This window comes from Acinetobacter sp. HY1485 (assembly GCF_027568475.1).
Classification (GTDB): domain Bacteria; phylum Pseudomonadota; class Gammaproteobacteria; order Pseudomonadales; family Moraxellaceae; genus Acinetobacter.
In genome coordinates this window covers 171,187-184,191 of record NZ_JANKZG010000003.1, presented here as the reverse complement: position 1 = coordinate 184,191, position 13,005 = coordinate 171,187, and the positions used below count along the sequence as shown (strand labels likewise).

Annotated in this window: 11 protein-coding genes; 6 read left to right on the top strand and 5 right to left on the bottom strand. The window is 36.6% G+C overall.

Annotated elements, in window-relative coordinates:
* Position 1: 1 nt before the first annotated feature.
* From PCI70_RS04690 to PCI70_RS04680, 3 genes are read right to left on the bottom strand one after another with little or no spacing between them, the layout of a single operon-like run.
* Positions 2-433, bottom strand: coding sequence for an NfeD family protein (locus PCI70_RS04690; protein WP_269914191.1), 432 nt, complete (start codon positions 431-433; stop codon positions 2-4).
* Between the two features lie 9 nt (positions 434-442).
* Positions 443-1,342, bottom strand: coding sequence for a patatin-like phospholipase family protein (locus tag PCI70_RS04685; protein ID WP_269914190.1), 900 nt, complete (start codon positions 1,340-1,342; stop codon positions 443-445).
* Between the two features lie 43 nt (positions 1,343-1,385).
* A complete protein-coding gene (locus PCI70_RS04680) occupies positions 1,386-2,000 on the bottom strand; it encodes a 1-acyl-sn-glycerol-3-phosphate acyltransferase (protein WP_269914189.1) in 615 nt (204 codons plus the stop codon).
* Positions 2,001-2,033: 33 nt separating this feature from the next.
* Between PCI70_RS04680 and PCI70_RS04675 the strand changes: the two genes are divergently transcribed.
* The 5 genes from PCI70_RS04675 to PCI70_RS04655 all read left to right on the top strand — a co-directional run bounded on the left by PCI70_RS04675 (position 2,034) and on the right by PCI70_RS04655 (position 8,438).
* Complete coding sequence (locus PCI70_RS04675) at positions 2,034-3,188, top strand: MFS transporter (RefSeq protein WP_269914188.1); 1,155 nt, start codon at positions 2,034-2,036, stop codon at positions 3,186-3,188.
* 182 nt (positions 3,189-3,370) lie between these two features.
* Entirely contained in the window at positions 3,371-4,696 is a 1,326-nt protein-coding gene (locus PCI70_RS04670; RefSeq protein WP_269914187.1) for a DcaP family trimeric outer membrane transporter, read from the top strand.
* Positions 4,697-4,820: 124 nt separating this feature from the next.
* Positions 4,821-6,449 (top strand): phosphoethanolamine transferase, encoded by a 1,629-nt coding sequence (locus PCI70_RS04665; protein ID WP_269914186.1) that lies wholly within the window; start codon positions 4,821-4,823, stop codon positions 6,447-6,449.
* Between the two features lie 10 nt (positions 6,450-6,459).
* On the top strand, positions 6,460-7,134 hold the full coding sequence (locus PCI70_RS04660; RefSeq protein WP_269914185.1) for a response regulator transcription factor: 675 nt from the start codon (positions 6,460-6,462) through the stop codon (positions 7,132-7,134).
* Positions 7,134-8,438 carry an ATP-binding protein gene (locus PCI70_RS04655; protein WP_269914184.1) on the top strand — a complete coding sequence of 435 codons (1,305 nt, stop codon included), beginning with the start codon at positions 7,134-7,136 and terminating at the stop codon, positions 8,436-8,438. The genes PCI70_RS04660 and PCI70_RS04655 overlap by 1 nt, the downstream gene beginning before the upstream one ends.
* On the opposite strand, the gene PCI70_RS04650 is transcribed toward PCI70_RS04655, so the two are convergent.
* Both PCI70_RS04650 and PCI70_RS04645 read right to left on the bottom strand, forming a co-directional pair.
* Positions 8,424-9,209 (bottom strand): hypothetical protein, encoded by a 786-nt coding sequence (locus PCI70_RS04650; protein ID WP_269914183.1) that lies wholly within the window; start codon positions 9,207-9,209, stop codon positions 8,424-8,426. The genes PCI70_RS04655 and PCI70_RS04650 overlap by 15 nt on opposite strands.
* Positions 9,210-9,292: 83 nt before the next feature.
* Entirely contained in the window at positions 9,293-12,181 is a 2,889-nt protein-coding gene (locus PCI70_RS04645; protein WP_269914182.1) for a valine--tRNA ligase, read from the bottom strand.
* 99 nt (positions 12,182-12,280) lie between these two features.
* Between PCI70_RS04645 and PCI70_RS04640 the strand changes: the two genes are divergently transcribed.
* Positions 12,281-12,979: a hypothetical protein gene (locus PCI70_RS04640; RefSeq protein ID WP_269914181.1), complete on the top strand. Its 699-nt coding sequence runs from the start codon at positions 12,281-12,283 to the stop codon at positions 12,977-12,979.
* The last annotated feature ends 26 nt before the right edge of the window (positions 12,980-13,005 follow it).

Genomic DNA, 13,005 nt, shown 5'->3' with positions numbered 1-13,005 from the left:
ATCATCCTTTATATGGTTTTATAAAAATCTGATCTTCTGAAAAATGTGTAATTTGAATACGGTCACCCACTTCTAAGGGTGCTTGAATTTTACAAAACCATTCTTCTTTACCTAAGATAGGCGTCGTAAAACGAACCTTTACTTGATGTGGATATTGCTCAATCACCATGCCTGTTTGCCCAATAATATGTTCAGGCTTAGGACGTGGTGCAAGAGGTTTGATATATTTAAACCACAATAGGGTACAGACAATAGAAAAGACTGCCCATAGAACTAATTGTATGGTGGTACTCATCCAAGGACAAAGCCAATAAATAAGACTGACCATGAGAGCAGCGATTCCAAACCAAAATGCTGCAAAAGTTGTAAAAACGAGTTCTAATAGCATTAAAGCAATGCCTAATACAAACCAATACCATGGTTCTAATATCATAATTTTCTCTTAAAATTTGGCACGTGGTGCAGGTTGTAATGCAGCAGGTGAGTTTTTAAAATTTTGTATCGCTTGTTCAATACTTTTTATTTTGAGCTGTGCCGCTTTTTCGCCTTCTAAAATAGATTTATTGGCAACGGTTAAGTCCATAATACCAAAACTCCCAACTTTAGGTTGAATCACAACGGTTGCATTTTTTAATTCTTCATTAATGCTTTGTTGCCCCATAATGTTGATGGTTTGGTCTAGTAATCCAAACATACCATTTGAACCTGCGGTTGGACGTGCAGAAATGTCGACGGCAATGACAATGTCTGCGCCCATACTTTTGGCAGTTTTTACAGGAATAGGACTAGTTAATCCGCCATCTACATATTGTACGTTAGCAATGGTTGCAGGAATAAAAACATTAGGAATACTGCATGATGCACGTACAGCTTGCCCTGCGTTGCCCTTAATAAATTCTGTTTTTTGTCCATTATCTAAGCGTGTTGCAACGGCTGCAAATCGAATAGGAAATTGCTGAATAGGCGTGTTATTTACTTCACTATTAACATAGTTTTGTAGTTTTTGTCCCACTAAGAATCCTTGACGACTGACAGTTAAATCACGTAGGTCGGATTCTTTAAGTTGAAGCGCAATTTGCTGAAGTTGGTAAGGCGTTTTACCACTGGCATAAATACTCCCCACAAAACTTCCTGCGCTTGTACCTGTCACAATTTTAGGCTTAATGCCATGTGATTCTAAAACTTTAATCACACCAATATGTGCAAAACCTTTTGCACCACCACCACCAAGTGCAAGCGCAATAACAGGCTCACGGGGTTTTTGAGTCGTTTTGACAGGAGTAGAAGTACAACCAAAGAGCGTAAAGGCAATGATTGATGTGGTAAATAAAGTACGAAGCATAGCTAAAACCTAACAAAAAGTGCGCACTGTGCGCCCAAGCGAATTACAGCATATTTTTAAGTGATGTACTCAAATTTTCTAAACGTTTTGGATAAAAATTTCCTTGGTAGTACGCTAAAATTTTTTCCAAATCTTGGTCGTAATGACCCGTTGGATTAAACTGTCCCAAGCACGTTAAACTTTTGGTTTTATAATTTAAAGAAAACATCACAATAGGAACATGTGCACCCATTGCAATTTGGTAAAAACCTGTTCTGAGGTGGTCGGTTTTTGCACGTGTCCCTTCAGGTGCTAGTCCAAGCCATAAACATGGATTATTTTTAAATTGGTTGATGGCTTGTTCTGTAAAACCACTGTTAATATTCCGCTGAATAGGAATAGCATTAATTGCTTTAAGTAATGGTTTAAGTGGAGTTTTAAACAGCGTATTTTTCATTAAAATATTAATTTTAATGCCTAGTCCTAAAAGACCAAGTAAACCATACCAACCATCTAAATTAGATGTATGCGGAATTAAAATGGCAACTGCTTGCGGAATATTGGGTATCTGTCCATCAAAAGACCAGCCCTGTTTAGTAAATAAATATTTTAAATACTGACGACTACGTGAGGTGCCACGAGAAGGAGCTTGGGGTGGTAAACTAGGAAAAGAATTCATAAATCACATCAATTTTTGAGAAAAATATAACACGTGTACTTGGTTTTATTTAGTCTTTATTGGGCACAAGGTTTACCTGTTGGCTTTATGACCCATGCATTGCCTGTTATTTTGCGCATGCAAGGTGTGTCATTGAGTCAAATTGGTGGCTTTGGTTTACTTATGTTGCCATGGGCAATCAAAGTATTGTGGGCACCTTGGGTCGATCGTACTGGGTCATACCGAAGTTGGATTATCAGCATGCAACTTTTAACCGTAGGTATGTTGTGTGCCATTGCATTTTTGCCACTTCAACAGCATGTTTGGTTATTTATAGCATTATTTGTAATGAATACGTTTGGCGCAACACAAGATATTGCCACAGATGGCTTAGCAGTTAGGACATTAAGCGCGGAGCATCAGCACTGGGGAAATACATTTCAAGTGATGGGTTCACGTTTGGGATTTATTGTGGGTGGTGGCGCAGTATTGTGGGTTATGGATGTCCTATCTTGGACAAATACGTTTTTGTTACTTGCAACATTAGTGCTTATAAATACGTTACCTATTCTGTTGTATCAACCTCATGAGCAAAGAATAAATCAAAAAAAAGTAACCTTAATTTTAAAGATGCCTGTTTGTTGGTGGCTTGTTCTGATTAGTTTTAAGTGGGTTGATGGATTAATTGGCACATCACAAAAAACGATGATGGTTGATTTGGGTTTAACGCTGACTGATATTGGGATTTATATCTCCATGTTAGGTGCTGTTACGGCATTGATTGGTGCAGTTATTGCAGGCCTAGTCATTAAATTTATAAATAGGGGTCATGCGTTGATGTGGTTTAGCATGATTAAATTAATCAGTGTTTTGGGTTTTTTATACTTAGCATGGTGTATTGAATATCATAAAAAGGTAAGTGCTTGGGTTGTTTATGCAATTAATGCATTTGAGGAATTTAGCGCTGCAATGGTGTTAGTGGCGATGCTGACATTGATGATGGGCTATTGTAGAAAAGAATATTCAGCAACAGATTTTACGTTTCAAGTTTCAATTATGTCGTGTGTCAGTGGTGGGCTTTATGTGTTAAGCGGTATTTTTGCAGATTGGTTTGGGTATTTTAATTATTTAAGCTTAATTATCATTTTTGGTGTATTTCATCTTTTTCTTATTCAACTTTGGACGAAAAATCAGTCATTTAAAATATAAAATATACAAAAACACTTGGAAAATGTAATAATTGTTATTATTTTGTAGCCCATCTAAATACTTAATATGTATTAAGACTAAGTAAAGAAGATTAAATTTATATAACGATTGTCATTATTTTGTTACTTTTGTTTGAAATAGTGTGCTGTATTAAAATTGCTTGTAAATGTGTGGAGAGTATCGTGGTTAAAGTAAAAACATTAGCATTGGCACTGAGTGCAGTATTTATGGGGACGGCTGTTCATGCAGCACCATCAACAAATAAAGAAGTAACAGATTTACAAAGTGAAGTTGCTCAGCTTAAACAATTAGTGCAGCAACTTTCTAATCAGCAACAACAACAAGCAGTTCAGCTTCAACAACGTGCAGTTGTACCTGTAGCACCTGTTGCAGCACCAACAGTAGCAAGTAGTAAGCCAGGTTGGATTACACTTGCAGATGGTCAAACACAATTAAAAGTATATGGTAGTGTACGTGCCGATGCAACTTATGATTTTGAAGGTGGAACAAGCGATACGACTGATATTTATAACCGCACAGAAAAAGTACCTTTAAACAGTGCAAATGCAACTAAAAATAATCTTAATGTATCGGCTGCTGCATCACGTATTGGTTTAGATGTAATGCGTCCAACACAATATGGTGATTTAAACGCTAAACTTGAAGCAGATTTCTTAGGTAGTGGTTACACCAATGGAAATGGTTCATTCCGTGTGCGTCATGCTTATGTATCTTTAGACCGTTGGTTAGTCGGTCAAACCACTTCTGTTTTTGTAAATAACGAGACTTCACCAGAAGTGGTTGATGCGCGCGGTGTAATGGGCTCAGGTACACAACGTAATGTACAAGTACGTTATACTCAACCACTAACAGCTAACCAAAAATTATTGGTTGCAGTTGAAAGTGGTGATGTTGAAAACAATAAAACTGCAGGTGGTAGCCGTTTACCTGCTTTAACTGCACGCTATGACATTAGTACAGCAGATAAAAAAGGAACATTACAAGTTCATGGTTTAGTTCATGAAAATCGTGTATCAACAAACGATAGTAATGATGAAGAAAAAATGGGTTGGGGCGCGGGTATTGGCGGTAAATATAGCTTTACGCCAGCGGATACATTATTTGCTAACTATTACTATGTAAAAGGCGATAATAAATACATGTTATATACAGACCCTGCTTATGCAACGTCTGTAAATAGCGATGGTAGCTATAATATTTACGAAAGTGAATATAGCGCTGCATTGTTAGGTTACGCACACAAATGGAATAACCAATGGCGTTCTAACTTGGCGGCGGGTGGTCTTTGGTATAAAGATGACAACAGCTATGCAAAAGCAAGTACAACGGCAAACAAAAGCTTATATAACGTAATTTTAAACACGTTCTATACACCTGTTAAAAATGTGGATGTTGGTGCAGAATACACATATGGTCAACGTAAAACATTTACTGAGCAAAAAGGTGATTACTCTCGCTTGAATTTAATGGCAAGATATAACTTCTAATTTTTTTTTCAAAAAAACCGCAGTTGAACTGCGGTTTTTTTACGTTAGTATGAGCCTCTTACCGTTTAAGTGTTTTTTAAGATGATTTTTTTAAATTGCACAATGACACAAGGAAGCTTATTGCATGCAAATTTTTTTTAAGAAAACCATCTCACTCAACTGTTTTAATTTGTTAGTTGCAGTGTGGCTTGCATGTGCACTTAATATTAGCTTTTTTAAAAAAGCCGTTGAATATTCTGGTTTATCAGGTGTTCATGCAGGTTTTTGGCTTTTTTCTCTTGTGTTGGTATTAAGTAGTTACTATTTTATTGTTTTACAATTACTTTCTTGGCAATGGACAAAAAAAATTGTTGCTATTTTGATGATTATTGTGGGTGGGTGTAGCGCATATTTTATTAATAGTATGGGTGTGATGATGACCCCTGAACAAATCCAAAATATGATGCAAACCGATCATCGCGAAGTCACAAATTTATTTTCAAGTGATTTTATTTTAACTTTAATTTGGTCAGTGATTTTACCTAGTCTTGTTGTTATTTTTATTCCTGTTCAAAAGACGACATTTTTTAAACAGTTAATCTCAAAAATTCTAACTATTTTTGCTTCTCTTATTGTGGCAGGTGGTTTAATTTATGCCAGTTATATTGATTTTAGTTCACTATTTCGTGGACATCGTGAAATTCGATTACTAATTTCTCCTAATAGTACCTTTAATGCGGGTTTGAGCTACTACAAAAAATTATCTTATAAACCATTACCCTTAGTGAAGTATGGTGAAGATGCAACACATAATAAAGTGGCAGGTAAACCAAAACTAATGGTGCTTGTGGTCGGGGAAACAGCGCGTGCAGAGAGTTTTTCTTTAAATGGTTATGGACGAGAAACCAATCCTGAGTTATCTAAAGTCAGCGATTTAATTAATTTTAATCAGGCAAGTTCTTGTGGCACGGCAACAGCAGTTTCGGTTCCTTGTATGTTTTCTGGTATGCCACGTGTTGATTATGATAGTCGTTTAGCATCGCATCGTGAGGGTTTGTTAGACATTATGCAACGTGCAGGCTATAAGGTCACTTGGATTGATAATAATTCAGGCTGTAAAGGTGCATGTGATCGAGTTCATCAGTACCAAATTCCAAAAGATATTCAAAAACAATACTGTGAAGGACGTGAATACTGTACTGATGGTGTCCTTGTGGCGAGTTTACAACGGTATATAAAAAGTATTCCTGAAAATGACCATACCCCACAATTAGTTGTGCTTCATCAAATGGGAAGCCACGGACCTGCGTATTATGCACGTACATTACCTGAATTTACGCCGTTTAAACCAACGTGTGATACAAATACCATTCAAGACTGTGCACATCAAAACTTAATTAATAGCTATGATAATAGTATTGTGTATACAGATCATATTTTAAAACAAGTACTTGATCAGTTGCATGATACAACTAAGTATCAAACAGGATTTTGGTATTTATCAGATCATGGAGAATCGACAGGTGAAAATGGTTTGTACTTGCATGGTGCACCATATGCATTTGCACCTTCTCAACAAACGCATATTCCTATGATGATGTGGTTTTCGCCTGATTGGAACCAACAACAAATTCAGTGTTTAGGAACACAAAAAAATAGTAAAGTTGGACAAGATAATTTATTTCCAACCCTTTTAAGTTTGCTTGATGTAAAAAGTCAAACAATTGATTTAAAACTAGATTTGCTGTCACATTGTGCTAGCACAACAAAATAGAGCGCATCACATGGCAAAAATACTCATTATTGAAGATGATTTCATGATTGCTGAGTCAACGATTACGTTACTTAAATATCATGGTTACGATGTTGAATGGTTTAACAACGGTTTAGATGGATTATCTGAGCTGACGAAACAAAAATTCGACCTCATTTTGTTAGATTTAGGTTTGCCTATGATGGACGGTATGCAAGTACTTAAACAAGTCCGTCAGAAAACACAAATTCCTGTATTAATTATTTCAGCACGTGACCAATTGGAAAACCGTGTTGAAGGATTAAACCAAGGTGCTGATGACTACTTGGTTAAACCGTACGAATTTGAAGAATTACTTGCACGTATTCAAGCACTGTTACGCCGTGCAGGCTTAGATGCACAAACTATCAATGCCGAAAAAGTGCTTAAAAATGGTGAATTGACCTTAGATGTGGAACAGCATATTGCACAATATAAAGGGCAAATGTTGGAGTTGTCTAACCGTGAATGGGCAATTTTAATTCCATTAATGACGCATCCAAATAAGATTTTTTCTAAGGCAAATTTAGAAGATAAGTTGTATGACTTCGATAGTGAAGTTTCAAGTAATACCATTGAAGTTTATATTCATCATTTACGTGCCAAATTAGGTAAGGATTTTATCCGTACTATACGTGGTTTAGGTTACCGTTTAGGACATAGCTAATGACCAAACGTAGAAATTCTCTCAGTACGCGGTTAGTCGTTTTAACTTCACTATTAAGTTTGGTGATGGCAGGGGTACTGATGTTTTCTACGTATCATATTGCATTAAAAGAACTGACGCGGATTTTAGATGCACAAATGCAGTTTTTAGCAACCCGTGCCAGTATTTTAGATTTACAAAAAACGCATAGCCAGCTTGATTTAGATTCAGATCAAAAACAAGAAGAACTGTTTATTGATATTTGGTCTTATGATGATTTAGATGAATTAGACAATAATCAGTTACTTGTACCACAAGTGAAAAAAGCAGGATTTTATCAGCACGAAACCGATACAGGCACATGGTATACCTATGTATTACCCACAAAAAATTATCAGGTGCAAATTAGTCAAAACCAACGTGTACGCCAAGTATTGGCTTTTGAACTTGCATGGAGCATGGTTTTACCATTTTTGCTGATTATGCCGTTGGTAATGTTGGTTATTTTTTGGATTATTCGCCGTAGTTTAAAACCACTAGATGATATGAAAAGTGAACTTGCACAGCGTGATTCAAATGAACTGAGTCATATCGATGATCAACATTATCCGATTGAACTACTTCCTGCTATTCATGAAATTAATTATTTATTTGATCGAATTTCTAAAACTCAACAAGAGCAGAAGCAATTTGTGGCAGATGCTGCACATGAATTGCGTACACCTATTACAGCACTCAATTTACAAACTAAAATTTTGTTGCGTGATTTTCCTGAAAACTCTGCACTGATTAATTTAAGTAAAGGATTAGCACGTATTCAACATCTTGTTAGTCAACTTTTAGCACTTGCCAAACAAGATACATCGTTATCTGAAAAGCAAACGCAATTTAAGTTAAATGATGTTGCACTCAATTGCGTTGAGCAGTTAATGAATCTTGCGATGGAAAAAGACATTGACTTAGGGTTTGAACGCAATCAAGAAATTATAATTAAAAGCCATGAGCCAACATTACATTCAATTATTTATAATTTGATTGATAATGCGATTAAGTACACACCAAATCAAGGCGTGATTAATATTTCAGTATTTTATGATGAATCTGCATTTGTATGTATTGAAGACAGTGGACCTGGTATTCCACAGGAACAATATGAAGAAGTACTCAAACGCTTTTACCGTGTTCATCATCATTTAGAAGTAGGTAGTGGTTTGGGGCTTTCTATTGTGCAAAAAGCCACACAGCGTATAGGTGGATTACTTGTTTTTGGAAAAAGTGAAGATTTAGGTGGTTTAAAAGTATGTGTTAAGTTACCGCTTCCCTAAATTTTCTAAAAATAAAAGAAAAATTTTGAGACGTTTGCCATCATTACCAAAATTTTCTACACCAATTTTATTAAGCCAAGCAAAACGCCGTCCAAGCTGGTATAACTTAGATAATGTATCTGTTGTTAATTCTTTTTTAATAAGTTGAATAATCTCAACTCTTTCTAGCTCTGAGAATCTAAATGTGGTTGAAAATAAAAAACAAAGCCAGTCACGCGTCTGACTAGTTTTCAAATCAAATACAGTTGCTGGATCTGTTTCAAAATCAATAAATGAAATATTACGATGACTATCAACTAAAATGTTACGTGCAAATGCTTCACTTAAATATTGCTTTTTATTATGGACTTTTTGTATTTCATAAACAGTTATTTTAAATAATTCTTTTCTTTTTTCAAAATTTGTTTCTTGAGCTAAGGCCTTGTCAAGTTGGCATAGGTTTTTGTCATGAGAGGCCATATCTTCAATAAGTAATCCCATATCTGAGGTAGCTAATACCTTGGGTACTCGAATACCTAAATTTGCAAGTGTATCCAATCGTTTAGCTTCACATTGGATTGCCTCTTTACCGCCATAGTTACGTACTGGTAGTAATAAATCAAGTTGACAAATATGAGCAAGAGATTGTACGAGCATATAAAGCCATTTTGAATGGCGAGATACCGATTTTTTTAACCAAACTTTTGTACCATTTTCAAGTCTGTAAGCTTTAATTGACTTTTCTTGTTGCGGTGCTGTTTGAGTTAAAAAGGCGTGATAATGGTGTTGCATAAAAACAAGAGAACCTAAAATTCAAAGTGAAATTTACCATATAGAACAATTTAAAAAAAGGGCTGATAGATCAGCCCTCTTTTTTACATATCTGCAATCTGTTCCATATTGTGTTTAATTTTTTCTAGCTGTTCTATAAGCTCAGCTAGTTTTACTTTTTCACCTTTTACCACAGCAGGTGGTGCTTTTTTCACAAAACCTTCATTGCCCAATTTATTTGCAATTTGATCATGTTGCTTTTGGATTTTATCAAAATCTTTTTGCAAACGTGTCAATTCCGCTTTTGGATCAATCAATCCTTTCATAGGTACAAAAACAGACGCATGACCGACCACAGAAGAAGAAGATAAAGGTGGTTCTTGGTCTGCACTTAAGAACTCAATATTTTCTACTTTTGCTAATGCCTTAAACAATGGCTCAATACGTTCGATACGTATACGTTCTGCATCTGAAATATTTTTAAGCAACACAGGGAGTAGGCGAGCATTACCTAAGCCCATTTCACCACGAATATTACGTACAGCACCAATTAAGCCTTGCAACCAACTCATATCAGTTTCGGCTTGTTCATTTAACTTATCTTGCTCAGGTACAGGGTAAGATGCAGTCATGATGGTATCACCACCTTTACCAACCATTGGGGCAAGTGTTTGCCAAATTTCTTCGGTCAGGTACGGCATCAATGGATGTGCTAAACGTAAAGAAGTTTCCATCACACTAAGAAGTACACGGCGTACTTCGGCTTTGCGTTCTTCAGATACATTGGCATCGTTTAAAACAGGCTTTGTTAGCTCTACATACCAATCGCAATATTCATTCCAAATAAAGTCATAAATACTTTGTGCTGCAATATCTAAACGGTAGGTTGTAAATGCTTGGTGTACGGCCTGTTCTGCTTTTTGTAGACGGCTTACGATCCATTTCTCTGGAAGTTCCCATAAATCTGGGCGTGCTTCTTGTGCAACGGTTTGACCCTCTACATTCATTAGAACAAAACGGGTAGCATTCCAAATTTTGTTACAAAAATTACGGTAACCTTCTACACGTTTAAGATCAAACTTAATATCACGCCCTGTATTAGCTAGTGCACAGAATGTAAAGCGTACGGCATCAGTACCATAAGCGTTAATGCCTTCTGGGAATTCTTTGCGTGTTGATTTTTCAATTTTAGCCGCTTGTTTAGGGTTCATGAGCCCCGTAGTACGTTTTGCAACTAAGCTTTCTAAATCAATACCGTCAATGAGGTCTAAAGGATCAAGTACATTACCTTTAGACTTAGACATTTTTTGTCCTTCGCCATCACGTACTAGACCATGTACATATACGGTTTTAAATGGAATTTGTGGTGTTCCATCTTCATTTTTCATAAAGTGCATGGTCATCATAATCATTCTGGCAACCCAGAAGAAAATGATGTCAAAGCCTGTTACAAGCACATCAGTTGAGTGAAATTTCTTTAAGATTTCATTGGCTGCATCTTGTGCTTGGTCGCCTGTCCAACCAAGTGTTGAGAAAGTCCACAAGCCCGATGAGAACCATGTATCTAGAACGTCTTCATCTTGATTAAGCTCAACCGTATCTGCAAGGTTATGTTTGCTACGAACTTCTTGTTCATTACGTCCAACATAGATATTGCCTTGCTCGTCATACCATGCAGGGATACGATGACCCCACCACAGCTGACGTGAGATACACCAGTCTTGAATGTTATTCATCCATGCCATATACATATTGGTGTATTGTTCAGGCACAAATTTAATACGGCCATCTTTTACAGCTTCAATAGCAGGTTCTGCTAAAGGTGCAATTTTTACATACCATTGGTCTGTCAGTAATGGCTCTACAATAACGCCCGAACGGTCGCCACGTGGTGCTTTAAGGTCGTATGGTTCAATTTTTTCTAACCAACCTTCTGCTTCCGCTTGTTCAACCAATTGTTGACGCGCAGCAAAACGCTCTACACCGACATACTCAGATGGAGCAGAGATAGTTTTAGAAATTTGTTCGCCTGCTTTTGAAATGTATTCAAACTCTGCTAAAACTTCGGCATTTTTATTAAAGATATTGATGATTGGAAGTTCACAACGTTTACCAACATCGTAGTCGTTAAAATCATGTGCAGGGGTAATTTTTACACAGCCTGTTCCAAAATCTTTTTCAACGTATTCATCTGCAACCACAGGTACTAAACGTCCTGTAATTGGTAAAATGATGTTTTTTCCAATCAGATGCTTGTAACGCTCATCTTCAGGGTGAACAGCAACTGCTGTATCGCCAAGTAAAGTTTCTGGGCGAGTGGTTGCAACCACAAGATAGTCTTTACCATCTGTTGTTTGAAGTGACTTATCTTCAAAGAAGTATTTAAAGTGCCATAAAGAACCTTTTTCTTCATGGTTTTCAACTTCTAAATCTGAAAGTGCTGTTTGTAGTTTTGGATCCCAGTTGACAAGGCGTTTGCCACGGTAAATTAAGCCTTGCTCATGTAATTGAACAAAGACTTCTTTCACTGCGTTAGATAAGCCTTCATCCATGGTAAAGCGTTCACGAGACCAATCGACAGAAGAACCTAGGCGACGGATTTGACGCGTAATTGTACCGCCTGATTGTTCTTTCCATTCCCAAATTTTATCAATAAATTTTTCACGCCCAAGATCGTGACGGCTAATATTTTGTGCACCGAGTTGGCGCTCTACTACCATTTGCGTTGCAATACCTGCATGGTCTGTGCCAGGTTGCCAAAGTGTACTTTTACCCATCATACGGTTAAAACGGGTGAGGGCATCCATAATGGTATTATTAAAGCCATGCCCCATGTGTAAGCTACCTGTTACGTTTGGTGGCGGAATGACGATGGAGAATGATTCACCTTGACCTGATGGCTTAAAGTAGCCTTGTTCTTCCCAAGTTTTGTACCATTTTTTTTCGATCTCAGTTGGATCGTAAGTTGTCGCAATATTCTGAGCTTCGGTCATAATTAACAGATCAAAAGTGAATAAAAATTAAAGTTATTGTAGCAAAAAATAGAAAGTACTGAACCCATATTCAAGTTAAACTGTGCTTAAGAGGCAATAATGGGGTTTTTTATGGGATATGCGGTTTATTTAAAGGTAGATCAGACATCTTATGATCAATTTATCGCAATTCAAAATGAGTTGAATGCAGGCACAACAAAAAAAATGGCACATGAGTTGGGCGATGTCTTGGCATCGGTGTCTATTCAGGTGATACAGCAAGTTTTTATTGATTTATTAGAACAACAAAAGAGGCGTTTGACACGTCCTGAAGGGTATAAAGTTGCTGAAGATTCCGAAAAGGTGATTCAGCATGTACTATCTGCTTTTAAAAAATACTTACCTTGGGCAGTGGCATTTTTTGGTAATGAACGTTTATTGCCAATGGTAAATTATTTTGCAACGTGCATTGTTAAAGAAGAAGAAAATATTTTTGTGCGTTATGATGTCGACGAAGTAATTGTACAATCAGCACTAGATGCCATAGAGCGTGTATTAGCAGGGGATAAATCCTCTATTCCACAAGCATTTTCACAGCTTACAAAAATGATTGATACAGGGGTGGATGCTCTTATTCGTAAACCTAAAGCAATGTTAAAGTTTAATTTTGTGGTGGATAAAACCTTAAATGGCGTTATTCAGGTAAGTACAAGTATGGCATACAAACGTTTGGAAGGCTTAGGGCATGAGGTACAGCTTGAATCTGCACCATATTACATTGATCATTTTTTAAAATTTTTAAAAAAAATGAATAGCTGATAAAAAACGCATCCGAAGATGCGTTT